Annotated in this window: 13 protein-coding genes and 1 riboswitch; of the genes, 5 read left to right on the top strand and 8 right to left on the bottom strand. The window is 70.3% G+C overall.

The features are described from left to right. Positions 1 to 15: 15 nt before the first annotated feature. From ACQPYZ_RS12380 to ACQPYZ_RS12365, 4 genes are all read left to right on the top strand, one after another. Positions 16 to 264 (top strand): acyl carrier protein, encoded by a 249-nt coding sequence (locus tag ACQPYZ_RS12380; RefSeq protein ID WP_130446978.1) that lies wholly within the window; start codon positions 16 to 18, stop codon positions 262 to 264. A gap of 105 nt (positions 265 to 369) precedes the next feature. Next, positions 370 to 1,605 (top strand): beta-ketoacyl-ACP synthase II, encoded by a 1,236-nt coding sequence (gene fabF, locus ACQPYZ_RS12375; protein ID WP_433167632.1) that lies wholly within the window; start codon positions 370 to 372, stop codon positions 1,603 to 1,605. A 2-nt stretch (positions 1,606 to 1,607) separates the two neighbouring features. Further along, positions 1,608 to 3,029, top strand: a complete 1,422-nt coding sequence (locus tag ACQPYZ_RS12370; protein WP_433167631.1) for an acyl-CoA carboxylase subunit beta — start codon at positions 1,608 to 1,610, stop codon at positions 3,027 to 3,029. A gap of 221 nt (positions 3,030 to 3,250) precedes the next feature. Further along, the gene (locus ACQPYZ_RS12365; RefSeq protein ID WP_132157315.1) at positions 3,251 to 3,748 is read left to right on the top strand and encodes a DUF3145 domain-containing protein; all 498 of its coding nucleotides are present in this window, start codon (positions 3,251 to 3,253) and stop codon (positions 3,746 to 3,748) included. A gap of 255 nt (positions 3,749 to 4,003) precedes the next feature. Here the strand turns inward: ACQPYZ_RS12365 and ACQPYZ_RS12360 are convergent, their stop codons facing one another. Genes ACQPYZ_RS12360 through ACQPYZ_RS12350 form a run of 3 tightly spaced genes read right to left on the bottom strand, consistent with a single transcriptional unit; the run spans position 4,004 to position 6,983 of the window. Next, the gene (locus ACQPYZ_RS12360; protein WP_433167630.1) at positions 4,004 to 4,957 is read right to left on the bottom strand and encodes a VWA domain-containing protein; all 954 of its coding nucleotides are present in this window, start codon (positions 4,955 to 4,957) and stop codon (positions 4,004 to 4,006) included. Beyond that, positions 4,957 to 5,919, bottom strand: coding sequence for a DUF58 domain-containing protein (locus tag ACQPYZ_RS12355; RefSeq protein ID WP_433167629.1), 963 nt, complete (start codon positions 5,917 to 5,919; stop codon positions 4,957 to 4,959). Before ACQPYZ_RS12355 ends, ACQPYZ_RS12360 begins: the two co-directional genes overlap by 1 nt. Before the next feature lie 29 nt (positions 5,920 to 5,948). Next, complete coding sequence (locus ACQPYZ_RS12350) at positions 5,949 to 6,983, bottom strand: AAA family ATPase (RefSeq protein ID WP_433167628.1); 1,035 nt, start codon at positions 6,981 to 6,983, stop codon at positions 5,949 to 5,951. A gap of 471 nt (positions 6,984 to 7,454) precedes the next feature. Between ACQPYZ_RS12350 and ACQPYZ_RS12345 the strand changes: the two genes are divergently transcribed. Continuing rightward, entirely contained in the window at positions 7,455 to 8,318 is an 864-nt protein-coding gene (locus ACQPYZ_RS12345; RefSeq protein ID WP_433167627.1) for a hypothetical protein, read from the top strand. Between the two features lie 36 nt (positions 8,319 to 8,354). Here the strand turns inward: ACQPYZ_RS12345 and ACQPYZ_RS12340 are convergent, their stop codons facing one another. The 5 genes from ACQPYZ_RS12340 to ACQPYZ_RS12320 form a co-directional block, all read right to left on the bottom strand. Then, positions 8,355 to 8,669, bottom strand: coding sequence for a DMT family transporter (locus tag ACQPYZ_RS12340; RefSeq protein ID WP_433167626.1), 315 nt, complete (start codon positions 8,667 to 8,669; stop codon positions 8,355 to 8,357). A gap of 10 nt (positions 8,670 to 8,679) precedes the next feature. Beyond that, positions 8,680 to 8,750, bottom strand: a riboswitch (guanidine-III (ykkC-III) riboswitch). A 643-nt stretch (positions 8,751 to 9,393) separates the two neighbouring features. Continuing rightward, positions 9,394 to 10,221, bottom strand: a complete 828-nt coding sequence (locus ACQPYZ_RS12335; RefSeq protein WP_433167625.1) for an aldo/keto reductase — start codon at positions 10,219 to 10,221, stop codon at positions 9,394 to 9,396. Positions 10,222 to 10,556: 335 nt separating this feature from the next. Next, positions 10,557 to 11,510, bottom strand: coding sequence for a lactonase family protein (locus ACQPYZ_RS12330; RefSeq protein WP_433167624.1), 954 nt, complete (start codon positions 11,508 to 11,510; stop codon positions 10,557 to 10,559). Between the two features lie 199 nt (positions 11,511 to 11,709). Then, a complete protein-coding gene (locus tag ACQPYZ_RS12325; protein ID WP_433167623.1) occupies positions 11,710 to 13,308 on the bottom strand; it encodes a CocE/NonD family hydrolase in 1,599 nt (532 codons plus the stop codon). A 58-nt stretch (positions 13,309 to 13,366) separates the two neighbouring features. Beyond that, positions 13,367 to 14,299, bottom strand: coding sequence for an oxidoreductase (locus ACQPYZ_RS12320; protein ID WP_433167622.1), 933 nt, complete (start codon positions 14,297 to 14,299; stop codon positions 13,367 to 13,369). Positions 14,300 to 14,307 lie beyond the last annotated feature (8 nt).

Here is a 14,307-nt window from a genome sequence, read left to right as displayed (position 1 = left end):
AAAGGGAAACCACAGATGGCCAGCACCGAAGAGATCCGTTCCAACCTCGCCGAGATCGTGAACGAGATCGCCGGCATCCCGGTCGAGGACGTCCAGTTGGACAAGTCCTTCACCGACGACCTCGACGTCGACTCGCTCTCCATGGTGGAGGTCGTGGTGGCCGCCGAGGAGAAGTTCGACGTGAAGATCCCCGACGACGAGGTGAAGAACCTGAAGACCGTCGGCGACGCGGTCGCGTTCATCGAGCGCGCCCAGAACGGCTGACCAGGCCCTGCTCTGTGCTTGCCGGTGCTCGCCGGACCCCGGTCCGGCGAGCACTGAAAAGACCCCTCACTCGTCTCCCCCGATTTCGCAAAGGATGAGGTAACCATGTCGAAGACCCGAGTCGTCATCACCGGGCTCGGAGCCACGACCCCGCTGGGTGGCGACGTGGCCGGCACCTGGGAAGGGTTGCTGGCCGGTCGCTCGGGCGCGCGTCGGCTGACCGACGAGTGGGTGCAGAACCTGGCGGTCCAGATCGCGGCCCCGGCCGCGGTCGAGCCCACCGAGGTGCTCGAGCGGGTGAAGGCCCGCCGCCTCGACCGCAACGCCCAGCTCGCCGTCGTCGCGGCCCGTGAGGCCTGGGCCGACGCCGGCCTGGAGGACTCCGGGCTGGACAAGGAGCGGCTCGGGGTCGCCTGTGCGTCCGGGATCGGCGGCCTGCACACGACGCTCGCCAACTACGACGCGCTGAAGAACAACCCGCGCCGGGTGTCGCCGCTGGCGATCCCGATGCTGATGCCGAACTCCTCGGCGGCGTACGTGAGCCTCGAGTTCGGCGCCAAGGCCGGCGTGCACACCCCGGTCTCGGCGTGCGCCTCCGGCAACGAGGCGATCGCGCTCGGCCTGGACCAGATCCGGCTCGGCCGCGCGGACGTCGTCCTGGCCGGCGGGACCGAGGGCGCGATCATGGCGCTGCCGCTGGCCGCGTTCGGCATGATGCAGGCGCTCAGCAAGCGCAACGACGAGCCGGAGAAGGCGTCGCGTCCGTGGGACGTGGACCGGGACGGCTTCCTGCTCGGCGAGGGCGCGGGCATCCTCGTGCTGGAGTCGTACGAGCACGCCAAGGCGCGCGGCGCGAAGATCTACGCCGAGCTGGCCGGTGCGGGCATCTCCGCCGACGGCCACGACATCGCGCAGCCCGACCCGACCGGCTCGGGCGCGAGGCGGGCGATGGAGCGGGCGCTGGCCGAGGGCGACCTGACCCCGGCCGACATCTTCCACATCAACGCGCACGCCACCTCGACCCCGCAGGGCGACATCGCGGAGTCGCTGGCGATCCGGCAGGCCCTCGGCAAGGAGGCCGACCACGCGATCGCGACCGCGCCGAAGTCGATGATCGGTCACCTGCTCGGCGCGGCCGGCGCGGTCGAGTCGATCGCGACCGTGCTCGCCCTGCACCACCGGGTGTCGCCGCCCACCATCAACGTGGACAAGCTCGACGACCAGATCGAGTTGGATGTCGCGACCGAGCAGCGCACGCTGGCCGACGGCGACATCGCGGCGCTGAACAACTCGTTCGGCTTCGGCGGCCACAACGCCGCCATCGCCTTCAAGACGGTGTAGTCATGACGGCGACCGCCCCGGCCAAGCCCGCCAAGCTGCCCCGGGAGCAGGACCCGCGGAACCCGGTCAGCCGGCTCACCCAGTTGCTCGACCCGGGCAGCCTGGAGCTGATCACGCCGGACGACCTCTGCGGGATGCTCGCGGCGCGCGGGACCATCGCCGGGGCGGAGGTCGTCGCGTTCTGCTCCGACGCCACCGTCATGGGCGGCGCGATGGGTGACGCCGGCTGCGACGTCGTGGTCAAGGCGTACGACGTCGCTCGCCGCGACGGGCTGCCGATCATCGGCCTGTGGCACTCCGGCGGTGCGCGGCTCGCCGAGGGTGTGCTCAGCCTGCACGCCGTCGGCAGGATCTTCTACGCGATGACGCAGGCGTCCGGGAAGATCCCGCAGCTGTCCGTCGTGCTCGGCCCGGCCGCGGGCGGCGCGGCGTACGGTCCGGCGCTCACCGACATCGTCATCCTCGGCCCCGAGGGACGGATCTTCGTCACCGGCCCGGACGTCGTCCGCTCGGTCACCGGCGAGGACGTCGACATGCTCCGCCTCGGTGGACCCGAGCCGCACGGACGACGGTCCGGCGTCGTCCACATCACCACCGACTCCGAGGCCGCCGCGCTCCTCGAGGCGCGCCGGCTCGCGGATCTGCTGGCGAACCAGGGGTCGGTCGCGGCCGACGTACCGGACACCGACCTGTCCGGGTTCCTGCCGGAGTCGGCCAAGCGTGCGTACGACGTCCATCCGCTGGTCGGCGGGGTGCTCGACGAGGACTCCGCCGTCGAACTTCATCAGCGGTGGGCACCGAACATCGTCACCACGCTCGGCCGGCTCGGCGGCCGGACGGTCGGCGTGATCGCCAACAACCCGCTCCGGCTGGGTGGTTGCCTCGACGCCCTGTCGGCCGAGAAGGCGTCCCGGTTCGTCCGCATGTGCGACGCCTTCGGCGTGCCGCTCGTCGTGCTGGTCGACGTACCGGGGTATCTGCCCGGAGTCGGTCAGGAGTGGGACGGCGTCGTACGGCGTGGGGCGAAACTGCTGCACGCGTTCGCGGAGAGCGTCGTACCGCGGGTGACGCTGGTGACCCGGAAGACGTACGGCGGCGCGTACATCGCGATGAACGCGCGGTCGCTCGGCGCGACCCGGGTGTTCGCCTGGCCGCGGGCCGAGGTGGCGGTGATGGGCGCGGTGGCGGCGATCCGGGTCCTGCATCGGCGCAAGCTGGCGGACGTCGACCCGGAGCTTCGTCCCCAGGTCGAGGCGGAGCTCGCGGCCGAGCACGAGAAGATTGCCGGTGGCATCGAACGCGCCCGGGAGATCGGCGTGGTCGACGAGGTGGTCGAGCCGGCGAAGACCCGCTCGGCCCTCGCCGCCGCGATCGCCGCCGCCGACACCGGCCGCCGCGGCCACCACGGCAACATCCCGCTCTGAGCCACCGTGGCGTAGTTCCGCCATGCCCGGATCCGGGTCGCGACACGAGCGTGATGTGGTTGACACGGCGAGGTTACTGGTGTTGGTGGGGGCCGTGGTGCAAGATGTACGCAGTGTGCCGCGCGGTGCCTTGCGCCGGGTGGGATGCTGGTTCCGCCGGGATCGACGAGCGGGTGTTCGAGAACGCTGGGGAAGGCGCCCCTCGAGCACAGGAGGTCCCGGTGGCGACGACTCGTGGCGTTCTTTACGTCCACACGGTGCCGTCAGCGTTGTGCCCGCATGTCGAGTGGGCCGCGGGCGGCGTACTCGGCGTGCCCGTGAAACTGGACTGGACGCCGCAGCCCGCGGCGCAGGGCACCTACCGGGCCGAGCTGTCGTGGCAGGCCGAGGCCGGGACGGCGGCGAAGCTGGCGTCCGCGCTGCGCGGGTGGCAGAAGCTCCGGTTCGAGGTGACCGAGGAGCCGAGCAACGGGGTCGAGGGCGAGCGGTACTCGTTCACCCCCGCCCTCGGCGTCTTCCACGCGACCACCGGCGTCCACGGCGACATCATGGTGCCGGAGGAGCGGCTGAAGGCCGCGATGCTGAAGGCGGCCAGCGGCGAGGCGGACCTGACCGAGGAGGTCGAGCGGCTGCTCGGCCGGCCGTGGGACGACGAGCTCGAGCCGTTCCGGTACGCCGGGGACGGCGCGCCGGTGCGCTGGCTGCACCAGGTGGTCTGAACCTGAGAACTTCTGAAGAAAGCTGTGAAAGGTACGGACAGCGCCGAACTTTTCGCCAAGACTGAGCATCAGACATTCCACCAGGGTGGGAGGGGCCGTGGCCGCTGGGCCACCGGGTGTCGGGACACCCCCGGTTGTCGTACACAGCGGCCGCACCACGTGAAGGGCGCGAACCTCAGGGTTCGCGCCCTTCGTGCTGTGGTCTAGTGCTTCGGTCTCACGTTGCTCTGTCGTGCCCGGCGGGCTCGTCAGCGGCTAGGGGAAGCGGGAGGCCAGCGCGATACAGGCGCCGGCGGCGGCCAGCGTGAACAGCATCGCGATCCCGGCGAACCGGGCGGTGACCTCCTTGTCCACCTCGTCGTACCCGACCGAGGAGCCGATGTCCTTGTAGACGTCCTCGAGCTCACCGGCCGACTCCGCCGTGTACGCCTCGCCGCCGCTGATCTCGGCGACGCTGCGCAGCTCGGCCCGGTCCGGTGGGACGCGCTGGCGGATGCCGTCCATCTCGATGAACCCGGAGTCGGTGCCGAAGCAGATCGTGTAGACCGGCGTGTTCTTCGCCTTCGCCGCCTGGGCCCCCTCCTGCGCGGTCCGTCCGACCGTCCGCTTGCCGTCGGACAGCAGCACGACCCTGGCGGGGGCCGGGTCGTTCGGGTGGTCCGGGTCCGGCGGGACCTGGGTCAGCGCCTGCAGCGAGGTGAAGATGCCCTCACCGGTCGCCGTCGACTCGGCCAACTCCAGGCCGTCCACCGACCGCAGTACGGTCGCCCGGTCCGTCGTCGGCGGCACGATGATGGACGCCGTACCCGCGAAGTTGACCAGCGCCACGTTGAACTTGGACGGCAACTGGTTGATGAAGTTCTTCGCCGACTTCTTCGCCGCCTCCAGCCGGTTCGGCTCGATGTCGGTGGCCATCATCGACAGCGACACGTCGATCGCGACCACGATCGTGGCCCGCTCGCGCGGCACCTTCACCTGGTCCTTCGGCTGGGCGAACGCCACGATGCACGAGGTCGCGGCCAGCAGGGCGAGGACGACGGCCAGGTGCCGCCGCCACTGCGGACGCCGGGGCGCGACCCGGTCGAGCAGAGCGATGTTGGTGAAGCGGAGCGCGTACTGCGCCCGGCGGTGCTGCAGGTAGATGTAGCCGGCGACCACCACCGGGATGATCAGCAGGAACCACAGCCGCCCGGGAGACAGGAACTCCATCAGCGCGCCACTCCCTTCGGCGGTTGGTGCAGGCGGGGCGCCACCCGCCGGTAGGCGAGCACGAACCGCACGGTGTCGGCGACCCAGTCGCGGTCGGTCCTGAGAACCAGGTGCCCAGCACCTACCCTACGCAAAGCCGTCCGGGTCCGTTCCCGCTGCGCGAGCGCGGCCGTCGAGAACGCCTCCCGCACCTTGCGCCGGCGGGTGTCGATCTCCCGGACCGCGCCGGTCTCGGGGTCACCGACCAGTACGACGCCGATATTCGGCATCTCCAGCTCGCGCGGGTCGACGATCTCCACCGCGAGCACCTGGTGCTGCGCGGTCAGCTTGCGCATCGCGCGCTCCCACGACGGCTCCCGCCGGGGGTCGATCTCGCTGTCCTCCGGGGTGAGGAAGTCGGAGACGACCACCCGCAGCCCACGCTTACGCTGCGTCCGGGCCATCGACTCCAGGGCCGCGGCCAGATCGCTGCGGTGCGCTTCCCGGTCGCCGCTGCCCTGCTCGGCCAACAACGCCCGCAGCAGTCCGTACAGGGCCAGTCGGCCGGACCTGGCCGGCCACCGCCGCAGCGCCGAGTCCCGCAGCATCAGCCCGCCGAACCGGTCCCCGAGGCGGTGGGTCAGGAACCCGACCGTGGCGACCGCGGCGACGGCCAGCTCCCGTTTCTCGAGTTGCGACGTACCGAAGTCCATCGAGGCGGACAGGTCGACCAGGGCCCACGTCTCCAGCTCGCGGTCAGCGATCAGGTCGCGCACGTGCGGCACCGTCGTCCGGGCGGTGACCGCCCAGTCCATCCGCCGTACGTCGTCGCCGACCTGGTACTCACGGGCTTCGGCCAGCTCGGTCCCGGGACCGGGCAACAGGCCGAGATGCTCCCCGTGCAGGTAACCCTCCAGCCGCCGTACGACGGTCAGCTCGAGCCGCCGCAACGCGCGCTCGGGCGCCAGCTGCGAGATCGTCATCGCAGCCCGCGGATCTGGTCGGTCCGGCACTACACGAACTCCGGGCGGCCGGAGCCGTCGTTGCCGTCGCGCCAGACCGGCTGCGGCGGCGGGACCGTGGCGAGGATGCGCTCGATCACGGCGCGCGGGTCGATGTTGTCCGCAACCGCGTCGAAGGTCAGGCCGAGGCGGTGACCCATCACGTCCAGCGCGACCGTCTGGATGTCGCTCGGCAGCAGGTAGTCGCGACCGTGGATCAGCGCGAGCGCGCGACCCGCCGAGATCAGGCCCAGCGTCGCCCGCGGGCTCACGCCGAGCTCGATGATCGGCTCCAGGTCGGGCAGGTGGAAGTCGGACGGCGTCCGGGTGGCCATGACGAGCCGTACGGCGTACTCCGCGACGAGGTTGTGGACGAAGACCTGCTCGGCCGACCGCTGCAGCTCCAGGATCGTCTCCGGCTTGAGGACCTGCCGCGGCTCCGGCGGGTCGACGCTCATCCGGCGGAGGATCTCGAACTCCTCGTGCCCGCGCGGGTGCGGGACGTCGATCTTCACCAGGAACCGGTCACGCTGCGCCTCCGGCAGCGGGTACACACCCTCGGACTCGATCGGGTTCTGCGTCGCGATCACGATGAACGGCTTCGGCATCGGGAACGTCTGACCGCCGATCGACACCTGCCGCTCGGCCATCAGCTCGAGCATCGCCGACTGCACCTTGGCCGGGGCCCGGTTCACCTCGTCGGCCAGGACGAAGTTCACGAACGTCGGGCCGAGCTCGATGTCGAACGCCTCCCGGGTCTGCCGGTAGATCCGCGTCCCGACGATGTCGGACGGGACCAGGTCCGGGGTGAACTGGATCCGGGCGAACGTACCGCCGACCACCGACGCGAAGGTCCGGACCGCGAGCGTCTTGGCCACGCCGGGGACGCCCTCGAGCAGACAGTGACCCTTCGCGAGCAGCGAGACCATCAAGGTCTCGACCATGTGCTCCTGGCCGACGATCACCCGCTTGATCTCGCTGACGGCCTCGCCGATCAGCCGGGACTGCTGGGCCACCGATCCAGCCGGCACAGTGGTTTCGGTCATGCCTGTCCTTCCGGGGTCCGCGCTCGGACCGTGGTAAAGCTCCGTCAATCTCCGTCAACGCCGCGTCACCCGGCGCACTCACAACACCGGCCATTCCATCAGATCCCCGGGTCCCCCGCCCGCAGGGCCCACCAGGTCCACCCCCATCCTCCCCATCCTCCCCACCCGCTCAAGCCCACACTCCCCCACACTCCCCCACGCCCCGCCATCACTCCTGGTAAGCCCCCGGCCAGCCGGGGCTCGTGTGCCGGAGGCGTGAACAGGACGTGGAGAGGGTGTACAGGACGTGGGGAGCGTGCACAGGACGTCGGGAGGGTGGACAGTGCGTGGGGAGAGTGGACAGGGCGTCGGAGGTGTGAACAGGAAATACCGTGTGCAAGGGCACCGGACGGTGTTCAAGCCCCCGACGCCGGCCGGCCTGGAATCCGGGTGTGGCGACAGTGCTACCAGGGATGTGGTGGGATTGGGGTGATGACTGCGACGGAATCCCACACCCAGGCGCGGCCGGCGGATTCGCCGGAGCAGTCGCCTGCGCGGGAGATTCCGGAGGCGCTGCCGCTGATGCCGGAGGACCCGCCCCGCGTGGGCGAGTTCTGGTTGCGCGGCCGCCTCGGCGCGAACGCGGCCGGTTACCTCTACACCGCCAGCGACGAGAACGGCCGGGACGCCGTCGTCGCGATGATGACCGAGGGGTCCGCCGACGACGCGGCCGCCCGGGACCGGTTCGTCACCGCGGTCGACGAGCTGCCCGACGACGCCGTACTCGCGCACAACGACGGTGACGACGACGACCTCGCGCTGTGGGTCGCGATCGGGCCGATCCGCGAGGACGACGGGTCCAGCGCGGCGTCGGACGAGCGGCTGATGGCGGAGCGTCGCGGTGAGGACGTGCTGTCCGCAGTACTGATGGACCGGATCCCGCAGCTCGGGCGCTTCCGCGGGCCCGACTTCCTGCACTACTGGGAGAGTCGCCGGCGCCCCGGCCTGTTCCGCATCTGGCCGCTGCCGTGGCCGAACGCGCTGCGCGCCGCGTCCCGGTGGGCGCTGGTGCTGTCGCTGCTGGCGATGGCGATCATCATGGCGCTCGCGGTGTTCCTCGCGTGGCTCCTGTTCCGTAATGCCGAGCCGCTCGAGCCGGAGCCGGTCATCCCGACCCCGACCGGTACGACGACGGTCACAGTCACCCCGACCACGCCGCCGCCTGGCACCGGCTCCCCCTCCGGCCCGCCGACCACCGCGCCGAGCCCGACCCTCAGTCCCACCACCGGGATCCCCACCAACCTCCCCGGCTCCCCGGGCTCCCCCGGCACTGGCGACCCCGGCGACAGGTTCTAGGCGGTCAGGACGCCGCGTTGAGTATCCAGCCGGAACTCAATGCGCAAGTTTCAGTCCGACAACACAGCCGATCAGTCCGCACAGCAGAAGAACCTTGACTGCGCTGATCGGCTCGCCACCGCTCACCATGCCGAAGCCGACGGTCAGGGCGGCGCCGATACCAACCCAGACGGCGTACGACGTACCGACCGGCAACTCACGCATCGCGTATGCAAGGCCGGCCATGCTGAGAACCAGCGCCACCGCGAACGTGACGGACGGCACCAGCCGGGTGAACCCTTCCGACCGTCCCAGGGCGACGGCCCACACCGCTTCGAGCACCCCGGACAGAACCAACACGAGCCACGACATTTCAGTCTCCTTGGCGCCGTCTTGTCGCACACCGGGTACGGCACCGCTCGTCCGGGGCCCGCCAGTCAACGGTGGGCCTAATCCTCAGACTAGCCGCCACCGCGGCGTCACGCGGTGGCCGGAATCACCACCCGACGGTGACCTGCCTCCCACAGCCCCTTCTGGGTACGACGTCCAGAGCCACCAACCGCCGACGCCCAGCCATCAACCGCGAACCGGCCCGCGCCAGTCCAGACGGGACACCGGCGCCACAACCAGCCACACCAGCCTCGGCGGCCCTCATGAGACCAGGCGCAGCAACTCCGCGCCGCGCGAGTCCGCGCAGGGCTCCAGCGTCACCACACCTCGCCGCACGGACCCCGGTTGCCCTCACGACACCGAGCGCAGCGGGTCCGCGCCGCGCCAGTCCGGGCGGGGCTCCAGCGCCACAACTGACCCTCGAGCCGCCGCTGCTCTCACGAGACCAAGCACAGCGACTCCGCTCCGCGCCAGTCCGCGCGGGGCTCCAGCGCCACCACAACCCGCCGCACCGGCCTCGGCTCCCTCACGACACCAAGCGCTGCAACTCCGCACCGCGCCAATCCGAGCGGCGCTCCAGCGCCACCACAGCCCACCACACGGGCCTCGACTGCCCTCACGACACGAAGCGCAGCAACTCCGCGCCGCGCCAGTCTGGGTGGGGCTCCGGCGCGACAACAACCCGCCGCACGGGCCTCGGTTGCCCTCACGAGACCAAACGCAGCAACTCCGGGTCGCGCCAGAGGGTGGACGGGACCGGCTGTCTGACGAGGGCCGCGTCGGCGCGGATCTCGGCCGGGCTGGCGGCCGCGATGAGCACCGACGTGACCGCGGCATGCCGGGCCGGGAACGCGAGTGCGGCCTGTGGCAGCGAGACGCCGTACCGCTCGCAGATCGCGGAGATCCGGCGGGCGCGGATAGTTGCCGGGTCGCTCGATTGCTCGGTCTGCAGCACCAGCGGCGTGAGGATGCCGGACACGACCACCGACACTCCGCGGGCGAGGCAACGATCGAGCAGCGGGGTCGCGGACTGGTCGAGCAACGAGTACTGCCCGGCCAGCAGGACCGTGTCCAGCTCGGCGTCGCGGACGATCCGGTCGAGCAGTCGCCAATTATCCGACGCCGCGCCGATCGCCTTGATCACCCCGTCGTGCCGCAACTCGCCCAGGACCGGGTACGCCGCCTCGAACTCCGGCCCGCCGGCGAACACCAGATCCAGTGCCAACCCGAGCCGGTCCATGCTCGCCCGCACCGAATCCCGCGCGTCCGCGCCAACCACCTTCGTCGACACCAGGAACTCACCCCGGGGCCGCCGCTGCAACGCCGTGCCAAGTCGTCGCTCGGCCTCGCCGTACGCCGGCGACGTGTCGAAGAACCGGATGCCTGCCTGGTACGCCGCGTCGACCGTCGCGACCGCCTTCGTGTCGCCGTCCGGACCCGGCGGGTCGCCGAGCCGCGAACCGCTCAGGCCGAACCGGGGTGGCCGGAACTTCCTCGTCGAGACCGGCGCGAGAGCGTGACTGGGAGCGGCCATCGCACTGTCACCTCCCGAGGTCGGCGGCTGCTACCAGCATCACGGCTGAGCCCCGACTTCGCATCCCGAACGGCCCGGTCCCAGGCGATCCCGCAGACCGAACTGGGACGTCAGACAGTCACCGGACCGGACTGGGCGCCGATGGTCGCGTAGACCGGACTGGGTGTCAGATGGTCGCGCAACCGGACTGGGTCTCAGGCAGTCGCGCAGACCGGATCGGGTTCCAGGTGGTCGCGCAGACCGGACGGGGTGTCAGGTGGTTGCACACTGGCCGGTGTGTCAGGTGGTCGCACATCGGGCTGGGATGTCAGGCGGTCGCGCACCGGGCTGGGGTGTCAGGTGGTTGTGCAGGCGGGGGTTGGGGTGGGGAAGGTGTTGGTCGGGGTCAGGTGGCCGGTGGTTGGGTTGACGGCGAAGGTGGTGATGGTGTTCGACCGCTGGTTGGAGACGAACAGGAGGGTGCCGGTCGGGTCGAGTGCGCAGTGCCGCGGCCAGTCGCCGCCGCACGATGGTGTCGCGAGCAACCGGAGCGACGCACCGTCGCCGTCGATCGCGAAGATGGCGATGCTGTTGTGGCCGCGGTTGGTGACGTACACGAAGCGCCCGTCGAGCGACGTGATCACCTCGCCGGGATAGTTCTGCGGCGCACCTGATGGGATTGTCGACAATGTGATTGTCGGAGTCAGCCGCCCGTCGTCGTACTGGCAGACGGTGATCGTGCTGTCGAGTTCGTTGGCGACGTACGCGTACCCGCCGGACGGATGAAAGGCCAGGTGACGCGGACCCGAGCCGGACTTCAAGGCTGTCCGGTGCCGCAGACCGAGCTTCCCGCCGACGAGCGTGTAGGTGTAGATCGAGTCCGTCCCGAGGTCGACCGCGAGGAGGTACTCACCGGCAACGACCACCTGGTGCGCGTGCGGACTCACACCCTCGTGCCGGACCAGATCAGTTTGTTGCCCGAGGCTCCCATCTGACCGGATCGGATGGACGGCGAGATCACCCGATCCGTAGTTCGCGCTGACAATGTGATTGTCGACAATACTCAGGTGACAGGGCGCGGATCCCTTGTTGGGTTGACGATTCAGCAGCTTCAGGTTGCCGGCAGCATCGATCGTGGCCGCGGTCACTCCGCCGGAGGCTTGCTCGTTGACGGCGTACAGGAGCTGACCGCGACGGACGAGAAACGACGGATCCTCGACTCCGTCGAGTACGCCGCTCGCCGTGATCTTCCCGTCGGCGTCGTAGGACGCGATCCGAATACCCGAGCCGTACGCCCCGATATAGAGCACGCCGCCCGCTATCAAGGAGGTCGTGCCAGCGGCTGACGGCGGTGCCTCAGCGGACGACACGTGCGCGCTCGCCGACGACGGGTGCGCGCTCGCTGACGACGGATGCGCGGCCACGCCCGCGGCGGCGATCCCGAGGAAGGCTCGGCGGGTGATGCGACCCGAAGGCCGGTCGTTCAACGACCTGGGGGGTCGTGCTCGCTCATCCGGCCACCGGGATCGTGATCGACGACGGGTCGCCGGCCGGTGAACTGAAGGTCACCGTCGAGCCGATCACGCTGCGACCGAGGTACCGCGGATCGACCGTGTCGACCACCAGCACGAGGTGATGACCGGCCGGCACCTCCCAGCTCGTCGCCTCCAGCCGGAGGTCGATCGGCACTGCCTTGCCGGGCGTCGCACCGCGCAGCGTGAACGGCTTGTGCGAGATCAACGACCCGACACCGAGTCGGTCGACGTCGTACAGGTACGCGAACAACGAGGTGTCGGAGCGCGACGGCTTGACCGTCAGATGGAGCTCCGGCGCACCGTTGATGACGGCCCCATCACGATAAGCCGGACCGGACCAGACACCCGCGAACGACCGGTCGACCAACAGCGTCGCGACGCCGGTCGGAATCGACAGAAGCCCTTGCAGAGCACCGGAAACGAGCGCGACGCCGCTGTCAGCCAGCGTCGGCACGCCGGCCGCGATTCCACTGCTCCACCCGGTCGACGCCCGCGTCTGCAGAGCCCCCGTCCGCGTCAACCCGGTCGGCTTCGTGAGGTACGACGTACGCGGCTGCCCGACACCCGCCCAACTCGAGTAGCCGCGCCAGACTCCGCGCTGCGACTTCACCTGGACGGGCGCCTCGTCGTTGGCGCCGTTGTCGGCACCGGTGAGGTAATGGTCGAGCCACGCCGCCAACTCGTCCCAGGTCTCGTTGGGCAACCCGATCGCGCCGGTCACTTCCGGGGTCGCGTGATCGCCGTGGGCGAGCAGCAGCCGCTTCGGCCCGGTCAGCCGGGTGAAGAAGTCGGTGTACTGCGTCGGCGGGAAGATGGAGTCCTCGAAGGCGTTCGCGAGAAAGACGGCCGGGCGGTTCGCGTTGATCTGACCGACGACGGTCGCCGCGGACCGGACCGGCGCGAGCTGCTTCGCCTCCGCGATCGCACCGTCGAAGTTCCCGGTGAGGAACTTCGACTGCAACGACGCCATCTCCGGTCCGGGCCGTCCGGTGATGTTGCCGAGAGCAAGCAGCCCGGCCACGGACTGCAGCGCGACAGTCTCGTTCGGGTTGAGTGATGCGATCAGATCGGCCCAGCCGCTCAGCGCGCCGACCGCCTTGATCCGTGGGTCCTGCGCACTCGCGAGCAGCGACGTGCCGGCGCCGTACGAGATCCCGACAGCGGCCACCCGCTGGGTGTCGGCCGGCGTGTGCAGGTCGGCCCAATCGATCACCTTCGAGACGTCCGCGACGGTCGGTGGGCCGGCGATGTCGATCCCGCCGCCCGTGTCCCAGAAGCCGCGGCTCGAGTACGAGATCACCTGGAACCCGGCCCTGGCCAACTTCGCGCCCTGACCGACGTACTCGACGTTCGGCACGCCCCAACTCGACGGCATCACGACCAGCGGGAACGGCCCCGCGCCCTGCCCGGTCGGTGTGAGAACGACGGCGCCGATCTCGATCCCGCCTGCGCCGGGAATGCGCTGGTACGACGTACTGAAGCTCGCGGCCGCCTGACCGGCCGAGGCACCGACGGCCGGACCGATCGTGATCAGGGCAAGGACGACCGCAAGGGCGGCTGCGATTCTGCGCACGAGGACGACCTCCGGCTCGGGATTACCGGAGGGTAACCACAAAGGTGCCGGTGTGTCACTACCTCGGCACGGTGAGTGTTGGATTGACGCCGGTCGCCTCTACCGACCAGGTCCAGAGACGCTCCGCCAGCGCTTGGTCCTGCGCCGTCCGGGTCGGCGAGACCGGCTTCGGCGTACCGCGGATCTCGTACTTCGGGCCGTAGTACCCGCCGGGCCTCGCCTCCGGGCTGGTCGCCGCGTAGAGACTTGGCCACGCGCCGGCCGCCGCGGATTGGGCCACCACCTTGTTGATGCCCTCCCAGACGCGGGCCTCGAACGCCCGGCCGGCCAGCTCCGGGCCGGCCGCCTGCAGGTGCGTGGACGCGTACCCGGGATGCGCACCGACGCTCAGCAGGGTGGATCCGGCGGCGCGCGCCCGGCGGTCGAGCTCGAGCATGAAGAGCAGGTTGGCGAGCTTGGACTTCCCGTACGCGACCCACTTCGAGTAGCCCCGCTGCGGTTGCCGGAAGTCCGCGGCCGTGATCCCGCGAGCGGTCTTGTGCATGAACGAGCTGACCGTCACCACCCGGGGAGCCGGTGCCTTGAGCAACAACGGCAGCAGCCGGCCGGTGAGCGCGAAATGCCCGAGATGATTCGTGCCGAGCTGCAACTCGAAGCCGTCCGCGGTCTGCCGGTACGGCGGCGCCATCACGCCGGCGTTGTTCACCAGCAGGTCGAGCCGGTCGTACGTCTTCCCGACCTGGTCGGCCGCCTTCTCGACGCTCGTCAAGTCGGCCAGATCCAGCTCGACGACGGTCGGCTCGCTCGACGATGCGTGAGCGAGCCTTTCCGCGGCTGACGCAGCCTTCTCCGGGTCGCGCGCCGCGATCAGTACGTCGGCCCCGTGCCTGAGCAACTCGAGCGCCGTCTCGTACCCGAGTCCGCTGGTCGCGCCGGTGACGAGCGCGCGACGTCCGGCCAGGTCGGGGATGTCCGCCGTACTCCAGGTCATGCGCCCAC

The sequence above is a fragment of the Kribbella sp. CA-247076 genome (assembly GCF_050942445.1).
Classification (GTDB): Bacteria; Actinomycetota; Actinomycetes; order Propionibacteriales; family Kribbellaceae; genus Kribbella.
Note: the sequence above shows the minus strand (reverse complement) of the source record. Positions and strands in the feature narration are given on the sequence as shown.

What these genes read in the sequence shown, in the direction of transcription:
- ACQPYZ_RS12380 (WP_130446978.1), top strand. Translation starts at nt 16, where the DNA reads ATGGCCAGCACCGAAGAGATCCGTTCCAACCTCGCCGAGATCGTGAAC.
- fabF (WP_433167632.1), top strand. Translation starts at nt 370, where the DNA reads ATGTCGAAGACCCGAGTCGTCATCACCGGGCTCGGAGCCACGACCCCG.
- ACQPYZ_RS12370 (WP_433167631.1), top strand. Translation starts at nt 1,608, where the DNA reads ATGACGGCGACCGCCCCGGCCAAGCCCGCCAAGCTGCCCCGGGAGCAG.
- ACQPYZ_RS12360 (WP_433167630.1), bottom strand. Translation starts at nt 4,957, where the DNA reads ATGGAGTTCCTGTCTCCCGGGCGGCTGTGGTTCCTGCTGATCATCCCG.
- ACQPYZ_RS12355 (WP_433167629.1), bottom strand. Translation starts at nt 5,919, where the DNA reads ATGACGATCTCGCAGCTGGCGCCCGAGCGCGCGTTGCGGCGGCTCGAG.
- ACQPYZ_RS12350 (WP_433167628.1), bottom strand. Translation starts at nt 6,983, where the DNA reads ATGACCGAAACCACTGTGCCGGCTGGATCGGTGGCCCAGCAGTCCCGG.
- ACQPYZ_RS12345 (WP_433167627.1), top strand. Translation starts at nt 7,455, where the DNA reads ATGACTGCGACGGAATCCCACACCCAGGCGCGGCCGGCGGATTCGCCG.
- ACQPYZ_RS12340 (WP_433167626.1), bottom strand. Translation starts at nt 8,669, where the DNA reads ATGTCGTGGCTCGTGTTGGTTCTGTCCGGGGTGCTCGAAGCGGTGTGG.
- ACQPYZ_RS12335 (WP_433167625.1), bottom strand. Translation starts at nt 10,221, where the DNA reads ATGGCCGCTCCCAGTCACGCTCTCGCGCCGGTCTCGACGAGGAAGTTC.
- ACQPYZ_RS12320 (WP_433167622.1), bottom strand. Translation starts at nt 14,299, where the DNA reads ATGACCTGGAGTACGGCGGACATCCCCGACCTGGCCGGACGTCGCGCG.